Raw genomic sequence first — 16,876 nt, 5'->3', positions numbered from 1 at the left:
CGAAAGGCGCCCGGCATGGACCCGCTTTCCGACATCCTGTCGCTGCTGAAGCCGCGCAACCTGCTGTCGGCGGGGTTCGAGGCCGGGGGCGACTGGGCGGTGCAATTCCCCGATCAGCAGGACAATATCAAGACCGGCGCGATCGTTGCCGGCCGTTGCCTGCTGTGGGTGGACGGGGTGGATGATCCGGTGCAGCTTGAGCAGGGGGATTGCTTTCTGCTGCCATCGGGCCGGCCCTTCCGCATGGCCAGCGGCCCCGGCCTGCCGGCGCTGCGGGCGGAAGAGATATTTCCGGCGGCAAGGCGGGGCGGCATCCTGAAGCTGGGGGAGGCGACAGGGTTCTTCTGCGTCTCCAGCCGTTTTTCGCTGGAAGGGCGGCATGGCAACATCCTGTTGGGCATGCTGCCGCCCATCGTGCATCTGAAAGAGGCGCCGGATTTGCGCTGGGCCATGGAACGGATGATGGCGGAGCTGCGGGAGGACCGGCCCGGTGCCTTCCTGGTGCTGCGCCATCTAGCCCATATGATGCTGGTCCAGGCGCTGCGCCTGCATCTGGCGATGGGGCCGGGGCAGGGGACCGGCTGGCTGTTCGCCCTGTCCAACCAGCAGGTGGGGGCGGCGATCGGTGCCCTGCATGCCGATCCGGCGCGCGCCTGGACCTTGCAGGATCTGGCCCGCCATGCCGGCATGTCCCGGTCCAGCTTTGCCGAGCGGTTCAAGACCCTGGTGGGGGCGGCCCCCATGGAATATCTGACGCGCTGGCGCATGCTGCTGGCCGGTGACCGGCTGCTGACGGGGCGGGAGCCGGTGTCGGCAATCGCGCTGTCGGTGGGGTACCAGTCGGAAAGTGCGTTCAGCACCGCCTTCAAGCGGGTACTGGGCTGTCCGCCGCGCGATTATGCGCGGATGGCGATTGGTTGATACCAGGATGTGATGAGTGGAACTCGTCGCGTCCTGGTTGGCGCATTGAGCGCCCGCGCGCCCATGCGCGCGTTAGCCAAAGCCCGCGGATGCGGGCGCCCGGCGCTTGAGGGAACGCGTTGAAAGCCAACATTTCATTCAGCTATGCATTTTATACTGCGCTGCGGTAACGGTAACGGCGTTGCCCATCAAGGTATTGAGTGCTCACATAAGGGATGATTGTGCGGTGCCATATGCGCCGCTTCCGTAGATCCGGAACCAAGCCCCATGTCCGCTTCAACCGTCCGCCCCGGCCTTGTGCTGTTCGCGCTTGCCATGGGTGGCTTTGCCATCGGCACCACCGAATTCGCGGTGATGAGCCTGTTGCCCTATTTCGCCCCCGGCCTGGGCATTGACGAGCCCACCGCCGGCCATGTGATCAGCGCCTATGCGCTGGGCGTGGTGGTGGGTGCCCCCGTCATCGCCGTGCTGGCGGCCAAGCTGTCGCGCCGGACCCTGCTGATCGCACTGATGGGCCTGTTCGCCGTGGCCAACACGGCGTCGGCCCTGGTGCCGTCTTACGAATGGATGCTGGTTTTCCGCTTCCTGTCGGGCCTGCCGCATGGCGCCTATTTCGGTGTGGCAGCATTGGTGGCCACCAGCTTGGTGCCGCATAACAAGCGGGCCCAGGCGGTTTCCCGCGTCATGCTGGGCCTGACCATCGCCACCATCATCGGCGTGCCGCTGGCCAATGCCATCGGGCAGCTGGTGGGCTGGCGCTGGGGCTTCGCGCTGGTCGGTGTGCTGGGTCTGCTGACCGTCACGTTGCTGGTGCTGTACGCGCCCAAGGACCGGCCGGTGCCGGGGGCCAGCCCGTTGCGGGAACTGTCCGCGCTGGCCCAGCGGCAGGTCTGGCTGACGCTGGGCATCGGGGCGATCGGTTTCGGCGGCATGTTCTGCGTCTACACCTATCTTGCTTCCACCATGCTTGAGGTGACGGGCGTGGCCCCGGCCACGGTGCCGCTGGCGCTGGCCGTGTTCGGTGTCGGCATGACAGTGGGTACGCTGGTCGGCGGCTGGGCAGCCGACCGGGCGCTGATGCCGTCGGTGGGCGGTATCCTGCTGTGGAGTGCCGCGTCGCTGCTGCTCTTCACCTTTACCGTGGGCAATGTCTGGGCCCTCATGGTGGCGGTGTTCATGATCGGCTGCGGTGGGGCGCTGGGGTCGGCGCTGCAGACCCGGCTGATGGATGTGGCCAAGGATGCGCAGACCCTGGCGGCGGCACTCAACCACAGCGCCTTCAACTTCGCCAATGCCCTGGGCCCCTGGCTGGGCGGGCTGGCGATTGCCGCCGGCCATGGCTGGGCGTCCACTGGCTGGGTGGGGGCGGGGCTGGCCTTGGGCGGTTTCGCCATCTGGGTCGTGGCGATTATGGACGACAAGCAGCGGGAAACGCTGGAACCACAGGCTTGTAGCTGATCAATCAACTGTTGTCGGAGCGGCGGAACCTTCCTGTCGATCCAGGTGTTACCTCGCAGTGTAGCAACCTGAATTGGAAGGAGAACGTCCATGGCTTCGGTGCAATCGGATACGATCAAGTCCGGCAACGGTGCCGCTGCTGCGGGTGACATTGAGGCGCAGCTGAAGCAGTTGCGCGCCGATCTGACGTCCCTGGCTTCCACCGTCGCTGCTGCCGGTTCGGAAAAGGCCGACGGTTACAAGGCGCGTGTCGGCGAAATGGCGTCGAACGTCAAGGATGCGTCGGTGACCGCCATCCAGAACCTGCGCGAGGAACTGGTGTCGCTGGAGAAGAAGGTGGAAGGCGGCGTGCGTGAGCGCCCGCTGCAATCGCTGGGTATCGCCGTGGTTGCCGGCTTCGCGCTGGCCCTGCTGGCCCGGCGTTAACAGATGCTGGACCGGCTTGTCCCGCTGTTGATGCCATTGGTCACGCGGGACATCGGCGCAGCAGCGCGACAGGTGGGCCGCGACGGTATCCTCTATGCCGCCATGGCCTTCCTGGGCCTGACCGGTTTCGCCCTGGTCGTCGCCGGGAGCGTCGTCTGGTTATCCAGCCTGATTGGCATCGGCCCCGCCCTGCTGGCGGTGGCCGGTGCCATCATGCTGCCCATTCCCATCATCCTGGGCCTGATGGCCGCCTGGCATCGCGCGGAGAAGAAGCGCAAGGAGCAGGATGCCGTGGCGGAACTGATCCGTCTGGGCGTCACCGCCCTGGTGCCGGTCCTGCTGCGTTCCCCTGGCACCTTCATGATGGTGGCCGCCGGGATCATCGCCTTCATGATCCTGATGCCGGACAAGCAGGAAGAGAAGGATCAGGGGCCTGCATAGTCCCGGATCACCCCCGCCACCCGAATGCGATATTGGCTGAACAGCCCGCCACGTCCCGCTTCCTGAGCGCGGGCGTGGCCTTCGTGCGTGCGCCAGCGGGCTACGGCGTCCTCATCCTGGAAAAAGGACAGGGACAGATATTTGCCGGGATTGGTCAGGCTCTGGAACCGTTCGACGGAGATGAAACCGGGGATGGCTTCCAACTGCGGTCGCAGCAGGGCGGCATGGTCCAGATAGAGCTGCAACCCGCCCTCGGCCGGTTCCACCTCGAAAAACACGGCGATCATGTCGGTGCCCCCCTTCAGAAACCAGCCAAATCGACGGCGAAATGCCGGCGCAGGGCCATGGTGCCGGCCGGCGTGACGCTGACGGCACGGCTGCCTTCCACCCGCCGTACCCAGCCCTGGTCGAAAGCATGGTGACAGAGTGCCCGTCCCAGGGCGCCGGCCAGATGTGGCCGCCGTTCGCTCCAGTCCAGGCAGGGGCGGCAGAAGGCGCGGGCGGTGCCGGTATTGGGCAGGTTCAGGCCCAGCCCGACCAGGAAATCCCGCCCCCGCGCCGTGATCAGCCCTGCCTCTTCCGCGAGTTCAACATGACCGCCCGCCACCATGGCGTCGGCCAGAGCCACGCCCAATCTTCCGGCCAGATGGTCGTAACAGGTGCGGGCATCGGCCAACGCCTTGTCGCGGGGACCGGTGCGCACGGGGCGGGGTGGGGGTGTGCGGTCGGCCGCCACCTGCATGATGCTTTCCATCATTCGCGCCACGGCGGGGGATGCCAGCCGGTGATAGCGATGCCGCCCCTGCGGCTCCACGCGCAGCAGGCCGGACGCCACCAGCCGCGACAGATGCCCGCTGGCCGTCTGTGCCGTGATCCCCGCCGCCCGCGCCAGTTCCGCCGCCGTCAGGGCGCGGCCATCCATCAGCGCGTGGAGCATGCAGGCCCGCGCCGGGTCACCGGCAAGCGTCGCGATCTCCGCGAAATCCGAGGTGCTGACCATGTTCCCTCCCTGAACCATCGCAGCCTAGCATAGGGCAGGCCCTGTCCCGATGCTTCGGCCTGCACCGAATCATGGTTGCGGGACCGGGCCGGCATGGATAAAATTTGATCTATCAGAGTTGGGGGCAGGGTTGGGGCAGGGGCGGGCTTCGATCCAGCGGCGGACATGGGGTGGATCATGGTGTCGGTCCTGGGTTCGGCCAGCGGCGTCTTCGCCGTTTCGGCCCGGCAGTTGCAATCGAAGGCGCAAGGCATCTGGCAGGACCTGAAGAAGGATGCTGCCAATAGTGGGCCCGCGCCCAAGCCTACGGGCATCCAGGATTTCATTGATCCCGATACGCGCGCCCGGCTGGAGGCGCAAAAGAAGGATGCCGACAGTCTGGCCCAGAAGCTGGCCAGCGGTGGTGAAGATGCCAAGGAAGCCGCAGCCCGCAAGAAGGAGGAGGCCAAGCAGAAGCTGAAAATGCTGAAGCTCCAGGCCCAGCTGGCCGCCGCCAGCGGCGACAAGAAGGCCGCCGCCCGCATCGCCAAGGAGGCGGCGACGGTGGCCAAGGAATTGGGCCAGGCCGCCAAGGATGCCAGTGGCGGTGACAGCACGAGCGCGACGGGTACTGCCCAGGTGGCCGCCAGCGGTTCCGGTGAGGCGGCGACGGCCAGTGCCGAAGCCCAGGCCGTGGCACAGCAGGCCAACCAGACCGCCAACCAGGGCGGAGAGGCAGTGGCGGATGAACAGACGCCGGCTGGGCAGGAGCAAGCCGCCGGCACCATGTCCAACGCCGATATCCAGGCCCAGCGCGACGCCATCATCCGCGACGGTTCCGCCCGGGCCGGGGAGGCGCGGGAAGAGGCGGAACTGCGCACGATGATGGACCAGTTGCGCGCCATCCATCAGCAGATGAAGAACCTGGCCCGCAAGGACGGTTCGCCCGGCACCAAGGCGGAGATGGAACGGGCCAGCCAGGATATGGAGGAGGGCGACCGCGCCATGGCCGACGCGTTCGGCCCGCCCGGCGTGTCGCTTCCGACCCTCACGCCACCGCCGCCGGCGTCCATCGATATCCGCGCCTGATCATTCCGTCGGGATCGGCACGGCCAGCCCGCGCTTGGAAATGCCCAGCGCCACATTGGTGGTGAAGCGGCGGACGGTGGGGTTGTCCTCCATCAGCCGTCCCATCAGCATGTCATAGGCCTCCACGTCCGGGGCGGCGATGACCAGGATGAAATCCGTGCCGCCGGTGACATAGAACACCTCCTGCACCTGATCCTCCCCCGCCAGCCAGTGGCGCAGGCGGGCCAGCATCTCCGGCCGTTCGCGTTCGATCTCCAGCCCGGCGATGAAGAAGGTGGGCCGTCCGACCTTGGCTGGATCGACCAGGGAAACGGTGGCGGTGATCACCCCGTCGGCCTTCAGCCGCTTCAACCGGCGTGACACGGCCGATGCGGACAAGCCGACCTTTTCGGCCAGGACATCGGCCGTCTGGTCGGCATCCTTCTGCACCAGGGCCAGCAATTTGCGATCGAAAGGGTCGAGATCGGTCATGCGCATGATCCGGGCAGGATGACAGCATGAAATGCGGGAGAAAAGCGTGAAGCCAGCCCAGTTCGCCGAAAACACGCGCCCGGCGACGCTAAAATCCCTGCATGCGATACCCCACACCGGGCGGCATAGAGGCCGCCCTTGATCGGATCGATCCGGCGTTCCGCGGCTCCCCGATCAGACAATCCCCCGGCCTGGACCGGCTGTTTGGTGCCAGCATCTGGTTCAAGGATGAAACCGCCAACCCCATCCGCAGCTTCAAGGGCCGTGGCACCGCCAATTTCGTGGCCGGGCTGGGCAGCGATGACCGCCCGCTGGTTTGCGGATCGGCGGGCAATTTCGGCCAGGGCCTGGCCTGGGCCGCGCGTACCCATGGACACCGCCTGACCGTCTTCGCGGCCGAAACCGCCGTGCCGAAGAAGATCGACGCCATGCGGGCGCTTGGTGCCGAGGTGCATCTGCATGGCGCCGATTTCGACGTGGCGAAAGAGGAGGCGGGGCGGTTCGCCGAGCGGGAGGGCCATCATCTAGTCGTGGACGGGGCGGAGGTGCTGATCGCCGAGGGGGCGGGCACCATCGCGCTGGAGGCGATGGCGGCCGTGCCGGATATCGATCTGGTGCTGGCGCCGCTGGGCAATGGCGCGCTGGCGTCGGGCATGGGGACCTGGGTCAGGCATGCGGCCCCCGATACCCGCATGCTGGCCGTGGCGGCGGCCGGTGCACCGGTCATGGCCCATGCCGTGCGTGGCTGGCCCGTCACGGGGCGGGAAGGGGCGGACACCATCGCCGACGGCATCGCCGTACGCGTGCCCATCCAATATGCCGTGGACAGTCTGCGCCGCGTCCTGGACGGCGCCGTGATGGTGCCGGACCAGGCCATCATCCGTGCCATGGACCTGCTGCAACAGCATCTGGGGCTGGTGGTGGAACCGGCGGGTGCCGCCGGGTTGGCGGCATTGCTGGCCGATCCCGCCGCCTGGGGCGGGCGCCGCATCCTGATCCCGCTCTGTGGCGGCAATACACGAAACTGATGGGAATGTGAGGATAGCATGATCGACCATATCGAACTGAAGACCGCCGACCTGCCGGCCAGCCTGCATTTCTACGCCACCCTGCTGGCGCCGCTGGGCTACCGGCTGGAGGTGGATGGGGCGGTGAAGGGTTTCGGTGACGGCAAAACCCTGGATTTCTTTCTGGCACTTGGCGAAGTGCCCGCCCGCGACGTGCATTACGCCTTCAACAGCCCAGACCGCGCCATGGTGGACCGCATCTATGCGGTGGGGGTGCAGGCGGGACTGGCCCTGGATCGCGCCCCCAGCCTGATGGCGCATGTGCATCCCAACTATTATGCCGGTTTCCTGCGCGATCCCGACGGACGGCTGGTGGAATTCGTCTGCCACAAGCCGGAATAGGACCTTTCAAACGCATGCCAATAGTTCGGTAGCGGCCGAAGCGCGGCGACTTGGCCTCTGCTATTGAAAGGGCACCGATGGATGCCGGATGGGCTGGGTGATGGGCGAACGACCGTTGATGATCAAGGAACTGGCGCTGCTGCTGGTGCTGGCCACGCTTTGGGGCTCGTCCTATACCTTCATCAAGGTGGGGGTGGAGACCATTCCGCCCGTCACCCTGATCGCCGTGCGCACCCTGATCGCCGGGTCGATCCTGCTGGCAGTGATGGCGTGGCAGGGGGTGCGGCTGCCACGCGACCCCAAGGTCTGGCGGCAATTCACCTTCCAGGCGGTGATGAACAGCGTCGTGCCCTTCACCCTGGTCGCCTGGGGGGAGCAGGAGACGGATGCCGGCCTGGCCGCCATCCTGAATTCCACCACGCCGATCTTCACCTTCCTGCTGACGGCCCTGATCACCCGGCATGAGCCGGTGACGATGCGCAAGATGTTCGGTGTGGCGGCCGGGCTGCTGGGCATCTGCCTGATCATCGGGATGGAGGCGCTGAACGGCCTGGGTGACCAGCTGGGCGCACAGCTGGCCATCGTCGCTGCCACCATCTCCTATGCCGGGGCCGCGATCTATGGGAAGAATTTCAAGGGCCTCACGCCCATCGTGCCGGCGGCGGGGTCGATGATCTGCGGCGCGGTGATATTGCTGCCGGTCAGTCTGGTGGTCGATCGTCCCTGGACGCTGTCTCCCTCGCTGCATTCCATCGGTGCGCTGATCTGCCTGTCCGTGTTCTGCACGGCCATCGCGTTCACCATCTATTTCCGGCTGATGCAGACGCTGGGTTCGATTGGCACCACGTCGCAGGCCTATCTGCGTGTGCCGATCGGCGTGGGGCTGGGCATGCTGTTCCTGGGCGAAAGCCTGGCGCCCACGGCCCTGGTCGGGCTGGTCTGCGTGGTGGCGGCCGTTGTGGCCATGACCATGCCGGGGCGCAGCCGCAAAGCCTGACTTTTGTGTTCCTCAAACGCCGGCGCCGCATCCGCGGCTTGGCTTCACGCCGCACGTGCGGCGCGGCGGCAGTCGCCGCCGGAGCGATTTTCGCTCAGCGAAAACCGCTTCAACCCATATGCTCCATCGGCAGATCGTTTGCCGCCGGCGCCCAGGGATGCATGCGCTCCTCATAGACGGAGACGAAGGGCGGCGGGAATTGCGGATCGGCGAACGCGCCCACCGCCACGCTGATGAAATCCGGCATCGCGCTGGGTTCCCAGTAAACCGTGGAGCCGCACACCGGGCAGAAATGAAAGGTGGCCGACTGGCCGCTGTCCCCGAACCGTACCCACGGCGTCGTGCTGCCCTCGATCGTCACCTGTGCCCGGGGAAACCGCGCCTGCGTGCCGAAAACGCTACCGGTGCGCTTCTGGCATTCAAGGCAATGGCAGATGGAAATGCGCACCGGTTCACCGGTGCAGGTCACGCGCAACTGTCCGCAACCGCATGATGCCATCCGTTCCGTCATGTCCGCCTCCCTGGAAGTATCATCGCTGCAGGTAGATCAGCCCCCAGACACCGCCCAGCCTTGCCTCGTCACTGCCTGCCGGCAATGCCGCCATGGTCTGTGCGGCCGCCTGGTTCTGTCCGGCCCGGTATTGCAGCATGCCCAGCCGCAGCCGAACCGCCGCCGGCGATATCAGCTTGCCCTTCAGCGCCTGCTGCAACAGGGCGATGGCCTGGTCCGGCTGCCCCAAGGAGGCATATACCATGCCCAGCTTGGCGATGGTATTGGCATCCTTGCCGGCCAGCACCTGACGCTGCCGTTCCTCAAGCCCCTGTTTCTGCGCGGCAAGCTGTGTGGTGGCGTATTCGCGCAGGCGCTGCTGGCGTTCCAGCTTGGGGCCCGGCTTGCCCAGCAGTCCCGACGCCCAGCCCTGGTCCAGGGCCGCCGCCGCCTCGGCCGGCAATTCCTCCACCATGGCGCGCTGCGCCATCTCGGTCAGCGAGTCCGGATTGTCATAGGCGTTGACCGCCAGCTTCAGCCGGGCCCAGTCCAGGTCCAGCCGTTCCGGGACCGGCTTGCCCTTTGCCATGGCGTCGAGCAGGCGCTGCCAGTTCTCCCGCGTGCTCTCCACCTGCAATTGCTGGCGCAGGGCCTTGATATAGCCTTCATTGTTGCCCGACATGAACTCCGATGCGGCCAGCAGCTGCTGGGCCTCCGATGACAGGCTGCGGCCGGCCTTGCGCAGGTCGTCGGCCCAGGCATGCAGTAGCTTGGCGGCCTTGGCCGGCTCCTTGCTGCGATAATAGGCCTCCGCCACCATGTGCCGGAACCCGTCGCTGCGCCTTCCGGCGGCCATCGCCTTTTCCCCGAAGGCGACGGACTTGCCATAATCGCCGGAACGGTACCAGAGCTGCGCCAGCGTCTCCAGCGCGCCGGCCTGATCGGCTTCCGACAATGGCACCAGGGTGATCGCCGCCTCGAACGCGGTGGCGGCCAGATCGAAACGGCCCTGCGCCTTGTAGATGGCGGCGCGCATCTGTTCCACCGCCCATTTCTCCTGCGCCGTGATTGTGGCGACGGCACGGGCCTTGTCCACCTCCTTCAGCGCCACATCATAACGCTTGCCGTCCAGCGCCTGACGCGCCGCCTGCAAGGGCAGCCCGACCTCCCGGCTGACGGCCAGCTCCGCCGCCGCTGGCATGGCCAGCAGGGCGGCAAGGACGGCCATGGGCAGCAGGCACCGGCGCAGGGTGGGCAAACGGGCGGACATCTTTCCTCCGGCTGAAGCGCATCGCGGACAGCCCTTTTTCAGCATCCGCGGGATCAGTTTCAACCGAATATTGGAAGGTGATGGTTTGCCGATTTCGGCAAAACGGTGCCGATGCACGGATGGTCAAGTCTGTTCAAAGACTTGAGCGCGGAAGTGCAGATATAGATGGAAGGGTTTATAGTCGAAGGTGGTGCCCAGGGACGGAATCGAACCGCCGACACGGGGATTTTCAATCCCCTGCTCTACCGACTGAGCTACCTGGGCACATCTTACTTCGTACTCACCAGAGCGTTTTCGGTGTCCGCTGCCGGTGTGGAGCGCCTTATAGACAAGGCATCCGGGGCTGTAAAGCATTGAATTGCGGCGATCGCAAAAATTTTCAGCCCGGTTCATCCTCGCCCGGCGCATCCTCCACCGGTACGCGATAAACCTCTCCCAGCCAGCGTGACAGGTCGACATCGCTGCAGCGCTTGGAACAGAAGGGACGGAAATCCATTACCGGTGCGCGGCCGCAGATGGGGCAGCCTGCCGCCTTCTTCGGACGGCGGGCGGCGGACAGGTCGATCGGGTCATCACTCATCGTGGGAACTTCCTTACAGCAGCAGGTCGGCCAGCGGCGGGCCGCGGCGGGCGCGGGTGACCTCCACCAAACCCAGGCGCGACATGCCATAGACATGGGTGGCCACGGGGTCATCGGAAACCGCCGATGACAGGCGCTGGATCACCGCCTCACGGTCGCCGGCCCGCGCCATGTTGACGAAATCCACCACCACGATGCCACCGACATTGCGCAGGCGCAGTTGCCGGGCGATCTCCAGGCAGGCATCCAGGTTGGTGGCCAGCGGGTTGCCCCGTTCACCCCCGTTCACGTCGATGACGGTCAGGGCTTCCGTCCGGTCGATGACCAGGGAGCCGCCCTGGCCCAGATCGACCCGGCGGTCGGCCAGGGCGGTGATGGCGCTGTCCAAGTCCCCCTGGTCGAATAGGGGGCGTGCGCCCTTATGCGGAGCGATCAAGGGCAGCAGGTCGGGCGCCAGGGCCATGGCGGCGGCCTTCACCGCCGCCAGCATGTCCGGCCCCTCCACCACGATCTCTGCCAACCCGTCGCGGGGCAGTTCCACGAAGGCGCGGCGCACGGCGTCGGGCGGGGGCAGCAGGGTCATGGGGGAGGGGGCGCCTGCCGCCATGCGGGCGTGGTGCGCGTCGGCCAGCAGCCCCTCCGCCTCGTCCAGGACCAGGGCGGGGTCGGCATGCAGCGCCTCGGCCCGCACGATCCAGCCGCCCTGGTTGGGCAGGGTGCTGGACAGGCGCTGGCGCAAGGCCGTCACCTCCGGCCCCTTGCCCAGACGCTTGGAGATATGGATGCCGTCGCCGTGCGGGTTGTGGACGAGGAAACGGCCGGGCAGGGACAGGTCCATGGTAAGGACCGCCCCCTTGCCGTCATGGGCGTCGGCCTTCACCTGGGCCGTGACCATCTGTCCTGTGCGCAGGAGTTGGCCGATGCGCGCGTCGCGGCGCAGGGGGCGCACATCGGAGGCGGAAAGGAAACCCGGTACGCTGTCACCGAATTCCACGAAGGCGGCGTCCAGGCCGGTCATGACACGCGTTACGCGGCCCTGGACGATGGCGCCCTGCCAGACGGGGCGGTCGTCATGGTCGATGGCAAGGTCGGTCAGGACGCCGTCGGACAGCATGGCGCAGCGCTGCAAGGGCCCGCGCCGGTCGATCAGCAGCCGCCGGCGCATCAGCCCCCGGTCGCGGCTTGGGCGGCGGCCAGCGCCAGCGCGTCGATCCCGGCGGCGCGCAGCACGCCCGCCACTTCCGTCAGGGGCAGGCCCACGACATTGCTGTAGCTGCCGGAAAGCTGGCGCACGAACAGGCTGGCCAGCCCCTGGATGGCATAGCCGCCGGCCTTGCCCTTCCAGTCGCCGGTGGCGATGTACTGGTCGATCTCGTCACGCGACAGCGTGCGGAAGATCACCTGGCTTTCGACCACACGGCTCCAGGCCTTGCCGTCGGTGCCGATCAGCGCCACGCCCGTATAGACGCGGTGGCGGCGGCCCTGGAGCAAGTCCAGGCAGCGGCGGGCCGTGTCGGCATCGTCGGCCTTGGGCAGGATGCGACGGCCCAGCCCCACTACCGTGTCGGCAGCGAGCACGATGGCACCCGCATGGCGCGCGACCACGATCCCGGCCTTTTCCCGCGACAGGCGCTGGGCATGGGCGTTGGGCAACTCGTCCTTGTGGGGTGTCTCGTCGATATCGGCCGGATCGATGGCGTCCGGCACCAGCCCGATCTGGGCCAGCAATTCCCGCCGCCGGGGAGAACCGGAGGCGAGGATCAGGCGCGGACGGATGATGCCGGATGTCTCGGGCGTCGCCGCCGCGCGCGTAATCATGATCAAGCCCTGCCGCTCACTTGAAGCGGAAGGTGATCCGACCCTTGGTCAGGTCGTACGGCGTCATTTCGACATTGACGCGGTCGCCAGCCAGCACGCGGATGCGGTTCTTGCGCATCTTGCCCGAGGTATGGGCGAGCACTTCATGTTCGTTGTCGAGTTTCACGCGGAACATCGCGTTAGGCAGCAGTTCAGTCACCGTGCCGGAAAACTCGATCAGATCTTCCTTGGCCATGTTTTCCTGATTTCGGGAGGGTAAAACGCGCACATAGGTGAGCGCCGCAGGGGTTCGGGTCAAGTGTTTTCAGCGCAAAGCAAGGACGTTGTTCGCGCTGGGCATGGCTTGGCCAGTCTGGAAACTCACCCGGTCCGGCTCACTCCATCCCGAAGCGCTGCTTCAGCCGCTTCATCAGCGTGTCGCGTACCTGGCGATAGGCATCGAGTCGTGCCTCGCGGCTGCCCTCCACCAGGGTCGGGTCGAACGTGTTCCAGAATTCCACGTCGCAGGCCGTGGTGCGGGTCATTTCCACAGCCCGGTGCTGTGCCTCCGGCGACAGGGAGATGACCAGATCGAAACTGTCATCCTCCAGCTGCTCGAACGTTTTTGCCTTGTGGCGCGACATGTCTACGCCCAGTTCGGCCATCACGGTCGTCACGAAGGGGTCAATCTCTCCCTCGCGCACGCCGGCGCTGTCGACATAGACCTGCTTGCCCATCAGCTTCTTCAGCAGCCCTTCGGCCATGGGGGAGCGGATAGAATTGTAGGTGCAGGCGAACAATACGCTGGAGATCCGGGTCGGGTTGGTCTCTGCCATCTCGCCGCGACCGTCAGTTCCGGATATGGAGCACGCAGATGAGCGTGAACAGGCGCCGGGCCGTGTTCAGATCCATTTCGGCCTTGCCGGCCAGCCGCTCGCGCAGCAGTTCCGATCCCTCGTTGTGCAGCCCGCGCCGACCCATGTCGATGGCTTCGATCTGGGAGGGCGACGCCGTCTTGATGGCCTTGTAATAGCTGTCGCAGATCATGAAATAGTCCCGCACGATGGTACGGAACGGGGTCAGCGGCAGGGTGATGCGGGTCAGCACCTCGTCATCCTCACGCCTTACATCGAAGACCAGACGGTTATCCTCGGTCGACAGGAACAGGCGGAAGGGGCCAACATCCGGCGTTTCGACCAGGGCGAAGCGGTTCTCGTCCAGAAGGTCGAACAGGGCGACGGCGCGCTCATGCTCCACCTCCATGTTGCGGCGGATGACGTTCTTCTCCACCAATTCCACATGGACGATGCGGTGGTGCGGCGCGTTCATCATCCCTCCCCGGTGGTGGCGTTCAGTTTTTATTAACCTGCCTGCCCAGCCATGCGCTTGGCAAGCCGGATCACGCGAGCCGGATGGCAACCGACAGGGCGTGGGCACCCAGCCCTTCGGAATTGGCCAGGGCCACGGCGGCGGGACCGATGCGGGCCAGGCTTTCCGGCGTGCAGCCGACAAGCGTGGTGCGCTTCATGAAATCCAGCACGTTCAGGCCGCTGGAGAAACGCGCCGACCGGGCCGTGGGCAGCACATGGTTGGGACCCGCGACATAATCGCCGATGGCTTCGGGCGTGTGGCGGCCCAGGAAGATGGCGCCGGCATTGCGGACCTTGGCGGCCAGGGCATCGGGATCGGCCACGGCCAGTTCCAGATGCTCCGGCGCCAGGCGATCGACCAGGGGCACGGCCTGGTTCAGGTCATCGACCAGGATGATGGCGCCATGGTCGCGCCAGGAGGTGCCGGCGATTTCCGCGCGAGGCAGATTGGCCAGATGCGTATCCACGGCGGCGGATACGGCATCGGCGAAGGCCGCGTCGTCGGTGATCAGGATGCTCTGCGCGCTGGTATCGTGCTCAGCCTGGGACAGCAGGTCGGCGGCGATCCAGGCGGGGTCGTTCTGCCCATCGGCGACGACCAGAATCTCCGACGGGCCGGCGATCATGTCGATGCCGACCGTGCCGAACACCTGCCGCTTGGCAGCGGCGACGAAGGCGTTGCCGGGGCCGGTGATCTTGTCCACCGGCTTGATCGTCGCGGTGCCGAAGGCGAGCGCGCCGACCGCCTGCGCCCCGCCGATGCGATAAATCTCGGTGACGCCGGCCAGCTTGGCGGCGGCCAGGACCAGCGGATTGATCACCCCGTCGGGCGTGGGCACCACCATGGCGATGCGCGGCACGCCGGCCACCTTGGCCGGGATGGCATTCATCAGCACGGATGAGGGGTACGACGCGGTGCCGCCTGGCACATAGAGGCCGACGGCGCCGACCGGCGTCCAGCGGGCACCCAGCCGCACACCGGCCGGGTCGGTGTAGAAGGAGGATTCAATCGACTGCTTGCGGTGGAACGCCTCGATCCGGTCGGCGGCCAGCTTCAGCGCGTCCAGCGTGGCGGCATCGCACTGCGCCACGGCATCGTCGATCTCATCCTGGGTGAAGGCTATACCGGCGGCGGTCAGGTCCAGCCGGTCCCAGCGCTTGGTGTACTCAAGCACGGCCGCGTCGCCGCGTGCCTTCACATCGTTCAGGATGGCGGTGACGGCGTTGTTCAGGTCCTCCTGAACCTCGCGCTTGGCCCCCAGCAGTTCCTGGAAGCGGGCTTCGAAATCGCCGTCGCGGGTGGAGAATTTAACCGGCATTGCCGATGGCCTCATTGAAACGGTCGATCCAGCCCTGGATTTCGCCATGGCGCGTCTTGAAGGAAGCCCGGTTGACGATGAGGCGGGAGGAGATGTCGGCGATATGCTCGATCTCCACCAGGCCATTGGCCTTCAGCGTCACGCCGGTGGAGACCAGATCGACGATGCGCGAGCACAGGTCCAGGTTGGGGGCCAGTTCCATCGCGCCGTTCAGCTTGATGCATTCGGCCTGCACGCCGCGTGCGGCGAAATGACGGCGGGTGATGTCCGGGTATTTGGTGGCCACGCGCACATGCGACCAGCGCGAGGGATCGTCCTTTTCCGACAGGTCCACCGGCTCCGCCACGGCGATCCGGCACTTGCCGATGCCCAAATCCAGCGGCGTGTAGATCTCCGGATAATCGAATTCCATCAGCACGTCGCTGCCGCAGACACCCAGATGGGCGGCGCCGAAGGCCACGAAGGTGGCGACATCGAAGCTGCGCACGCGGATGATCTTCACGTTGGGCAGGTTGGTGTCGAACTTCAGGGCGCGGGATTTCGGATTGTCGAAATCGGCTTCAGGCTCGATCCCCACATGGTGCAGCAGCGGCCTCACCTCATCCAGAATCCGACCCTTGGGCAGGGCCAGTACCAGCAGGTCATTGGCGGCAGGCGACATCATGTCCTGGACGCTCCAGGTGGGGTTGCGACAGGCCGCTTTCATGGCATGCCCGGGCGCACCCGTCCACCCGCCGCTGCGAAGGGCCGGGTTGCGTGAAGCTTCAATCGGGGTGCGGGGGCTGTTCGGACCTGAGCTTGGCCGGCGTGGATTTGGTCGAAAATTTCCCGGACACCTCTTGTATAAAGGGGGCGACACTCTCGCCGCCTGATCCGGAGCGCCCATGTCCGACGCCGATTTCATCATCCACGATCCCATCCGCGCCCGCGCCGTTCTGCGCCGCAGCGCCAAGGTGGAAAAGCTTTATGGCGATTGCCGCTGGGCGGAAGGGCCGGCCTATTTCCCCGCCCACCGCACGCTGGTCTGGTCCGACATCCCCAATGAACGCATGCTGCGCTATGACGAGGCGACGGGCGGGGTGGCGGAGTTCCGTCGGCCGTCCGGCTACAGCAATGGCAATACCATCGACCGGCAGGGGCGGCTGGTTACCTGTGAACATGGTGGGCGGCGGGTAGTGCGCACTGAACATGATGGCTCGATCACGGTTCTGGCCGACCGCTGGCAAGGCAAGCGCTTCAACAGCCCCAATGATGTGGTGGTGAAATCCGACGGCTCCGTCTGGTTCACCGACCCGACCTATGGCATCGACAGCGATTATGAAGGCTACAAGGCCGAGAGCGAGATCGGTGCCAGCAATGTCTACCGCATCGATCCCGTCACGGGGGCGGTGGAAATGGTGGCCGATGATTTCGTGAAGCCCAATGGCATCTGTTTTTCCCCCGATGAGCAGACCCTCTATGTCGTGGATACCGGCCGCACCCATTCGCCCGACGGTCCCTGCCATGTGCGGGCCTTCACTGTTGAGGGCAAATCCCTGTCGGGTGGCGATGTGTTCGCTGTGTCGGAACAGGCGGGCTTCGATGGCCTGCGCTGCGACGAAGGGGGCCATCTCTGGATGGGAGAGGCGGACGGGGTGCATTGCTACCACCCCGATGGAGAGCTGGTCGCCAGGGTGCTGGTCCCGGAACGGGTGGCTAATCTGGAATTCGGTGGCGCGCGCGGCAACAGACTCTATATGTGTGCCACCGGCGGGCTTTATGCCGTGATGCTGCCGGTGCGGGGGGCGAAGCGGTTCTGAGGGGGCGGCACATCGTCCAAGCCCCTTGCCCTTTGGGCCGAATCCGGCCATGAAAAGCCC

Annotated in this window: 22 protein-coding genes and 1 tRNA gene; 9 read left to right on the top strand and 14 right to left on the bottom strand. The window is 66.1% G+C overall.

The genetic code is table 11. From position 1 onward, the window contains the following. Positions 1-15: 15 nt before the first annotated feature. The 4 genes from ACM9HJ_RS14660 (at position 16) to ACM9HJ_RS14645 (ending at position 3,246) form a co-directional block, all read left to right on the top strand. Positions 16-921 (top strand): AraC family transcriptional regulator, encoded by a 906-nt coding sequence (locus tag ACM9HJ_RS14660; protein ID WP_416572477.1) that lies wholly within the window; start codon positions 16-18, stop codon positions 919-921. Between the two features lie 267 nt (positions 922-1,188). After that, the gene (locus ACM9HJ_RS14655) at positions 1,189-2,379 is read left to right on the top strand and encodes an MFS transporter (protein WP_416572476.1); all 1,191 of its coding nucleotides are present in this window, start codon (positions 1,189-1,191) and stop codon (positions 2,377-2,379) included. Positions 2,380-2,469: 90 nt separating this feature from the next. Further along, entirely contained in the window at positions 2,470-2,805 is a 336-nt protein-coding gene (locus tag ACM9HJ_RS14650; RefSeq protein ID WP_416572475.1) for a DUF883 family protein, read from the top strand. A gap of 3 nt (positions 2,806-2,808) precedes the next feature. After that, entirely contained in the window at positions 2,809-3,246 is a 438-nt protein-coding gene (locus ACM9HJ_RS14645) for a hypothetical protein (RefSeq protein WP_416572474.1), read from the top strand. Here ACM9HJ_RS14645 and ACM9HJ_RS14640 read toward each other — a convergent pair. Both ACM9HJ_RS14640 and ACM9HJ_RS14635 read right to left on the bottom strand, forming a co-directional pair. After that, positions 3,231-3,533 (bottom strand): antibiotic biosynthesis monooxygenase family protein, encoded by a 303-nt coding sequence (locus ACM9HJ_RS14640; protein ID WP_416572473.1) that lies wholly within the window; start codon positions 3,531-3,533, stop codon positions 3,231-3,233. The genes ACM9HJ_RS14645 and ACM9HJ_RS14640 overlap by 16 nt on opposite strands. Before the next feature lie 14 nt (positions 3,534-3,547). Then, complete coding sequence (locus ACM9HJ_RS14635) at positions 3,548-4,246, bottom strand: ArsR/SmtB family transcription factor (protein WP_416572472.1); 699 nt, start codon at positions 4,244-4,246, stop codon at positions 3,548-3,550. Between the two features lie 177 nt (positions 4,247-4,423). On the opposite strand from ACM9HJ_RS14635, the gene ACM9HJ_RS14630 reads away from it, so the two are divergent. Next, complete coding sequence (locus ACM9HJ_RS14630; protein ID WP_416572471.1) at positions 4,424-5,314, top strand: hypothetical protein; 891 nt, start codon at positions 4,424-4,426, stop codon at positions 5,312-5,314. Here the strand turns inward: ACM9HJ_RS14630 and ACM9HJ_RS14625 are convergent, their stop codons facing one another. Further along, the gene (locus tag ACM9HJ_RS14625; protein WP_416572470.1) at positions 5,315-5,785 is read right to left on the bottom strand and encodes an Lrp/AsnC family transcriptional regulator; all 471 of its coding nucleotides are present in this window, start codon (positions 5,783-5,785) and stop codon (positions 5,315-5,317) included. Between the two features lie 101 nt (positions 5,786-5,886). On the opposite strand from ACM9HJ_RS14625, the gene ACM9HJ_RS14620 reads away from it, so the two are divergent. The 3 genes from ACM9HJ_RS14620 to ACM9HJ_RS14610 all read left to right on the top strand — a co-directional run bounded on the left by ACM9HJ_RS14620 (position 5,887) and on the right by ACM9HJ_RS14610 (position 8,191). Then, positions 5,887-6,813 carry a threonine ammonia-lyase gene (locus tag ACM9HJ_RS14620; RefSeq protein ID WP_416572469.1) on the top strand — a complete coding sequence of 309 codons (927 nt, stop codon included), beginning with the start codon at positions 5,887-5,889 and terminating at the stop codon, positions 6,811-6,813. A gap of 18 nt (positions 6,814-6,831) precedes the next feature. Further along, on the top strand, positions 6,832-7,194 hold the full coding sequence (locus tag ACM9HJ_RS14615) for a VOC family protein (protein ID WP_416572468.1): 363 nt from the start codon (positions 6,832-6,834) through the stop codon (positions 7,192-7,194). Between the two features lie 100 nt (positions 7,195-7,294). Next, positions 7,295-8,191 (top strand): DMT family transporter, encoded by an 897-nt coding sequence (locus tag ACM9HJ_RS14610; RefSeq protein WP_416572467.1) that lies wholly within the window; start codon positions 7,295-7,297, stop codon positions 8,189-8,191. Positions 8,192-8,300: 109 nt separating this feature from the next. On the opposite strand, the gene ACM9HJ_RS14605 is transcribed toward ACM9HJ_RS14610, so the two are convergent. From ACM9HJ_RS14605 to hisG, 11 genes are all read right to left on the bottom strand, one after another. After that, complete coding sequence (locus ACM9HJ_RS14605) at positions 8,301-8,702, bottom strand: GFA family protein (protein WP_416572466.1); 402 nt, start codon at positions 8,700-8,702, stop codon at positions 8,301-8,303. 19 nt (positions 8,703-8,721) lie between these two features. Further along, positions 8,722-9,951 (bottom strand): tetratricopeptide repeat protein, encoded by a 1,230-nt coding sequence (locus ACM9HJ_RS14600; RefSeq protein WP_416572465.1) that lies wholly within the window; start codon positions 9,949-9,951, stop codon positions 8,722-8,724. A 188-nt stretch (positions 9,952-10,139) separates the two neighbouring features. Continuing rightward, positions 10,140-10,215: transfer RNA gene (locus ACM9HJ_RS14595), tRNA-Phe, on the bottom strand. Between the two features lie 115 nt (positions 10,216-10,330). Continuing rightward, positions 10,331-10,531, bottom strand: a complete 201-nt coding sequence (locus ACM9HJ_RS14590) for a DNA gyrase inhibitor YacG (RefSeq protein ID WP_416572464.1) — start codon at positions 10,529-10,531, stop codon at positions 10,331-10,333. A 13-nt stretch (positions 10,532-10,544) separates the two neighbouring features. Then, entirely contained in the window at positions 10,545-11,696 is a 1,152-nt protein-coding gene (locus ACM9HJ_RS14585; RefSeq protein ID WP_416572463.1) for a ribonuclease E/G, read from the bottom strand. Further along, the gene (locus tag ACM9HJ_RS14580; protein WP_416572462.1) at positions 11,696-12,349 is read right to left on the bottom strand and encodes a Maf family protein; all 654 of its coding nucleotides are present in this window, start codon (positions 12,347-12,349) and stop codon (positions 11,696-11,698) included. The genes ACM9HJ_RS14585 and ACM9HJ_RS14580 overlap by 1 nt, the downstream gene beginning before the upstream one ends. 16 nt (positions 12,350-12,365) lie before the next feature. After that, positions 12,366-12,584 carry a translation initiation factor IF-1 gene (infA, locus tag ACM9HJ_RS14575; RefSeq protein ID WP_028097283.1) on the bottom strand — a complete coding sequence of 73 codons (219 nt, stop codon included), beginning with the start codon at positions 12,582-12,584 and terminating at the stop codon, positions 12,366-12,368. Positions 12,585-12,723: 139 nt separating this feature from the next. Further along, positions 12,724-13,164, bottom strand: coding sequence for an arsenate reductase ArsC (locus ACM9HJ_RS14570; RefSeq protein ID WP_416572461.1), 441 nt, complete (start codon positions 13,162-13,164; stop codon positions 12,724-12,726). 13 nt (positions 13,165-13,177) lie between these two features. Next, positions 13,178-13,660, bottom strand: coding sequence for a UPF0262 family protein (locus tag ACM9HJ_RS14565; RefSeq protein ID WP_416572460.1), 483 nt, complete (start codon positions 13,658-13,660; stop codon positions 13,178-13,180). Between the two features lie 67 nt (positions 13,661-13,727). Continuing rightward, complete coding sequence (gene hisD, locus ACM9HJ_RS14560; RefSeq protein ID WP_416572459.1) at positions 13,728-15,017, bottom strand: histidinol dehydrogenase; 1,290 nt, start codon at positions 15,015-15,017, stop codon at positions 13,728-13,730. After that, complete coding sequence (hisG, locus tag ACM9HJ_RS14555) at positions 15,007-15,678, bottom strand: ATP phosphoribosyltransferase (RefSeq protein ID WP_416572508.1); 672 nt, start codon at positions 15,676-15,678, stop codon at positions 15,007-15,009. The genes hisD and hisG overlap by 11 nt, the downstream gene beginning before the upstream one ends. Positions 15,679-15,901: 223 nt before the next feature. On the opposite strand from hisG, the gene ACM9HJ_RS14550 reads away from it, so the two are divergent. Continuing rightward, positions 15,902-16,816, top strand: a complete 915-nt coding sequence (locus tag ACM9HJ_RS14550; RefSeq protein ID WP_416572458.1) for an SMP-30/gluconolactonase/LRE family protein — start codon at positions 15,902-15,904, stop codon at positions 16,814-16,816. Positions 16,817-16,876: the final 60 nt, after the last annotated feature.

Origin of the sequence: Niveispirillum sp. KHB5.9, assembly GCF_048066115.1 — a bacterium.
In the GTDB taxonomy this organism is placed as follows: domain Bacteria; phylum Pseudomonadota; class Alphaproteobacteria; order Azospirillales; family Azospirillaceae; genus Niveispirillum.
Note: the sequence above shows the minus strand (reverse complement) of the source record. Positions and strands in the feature narration are given on the sequence as shown.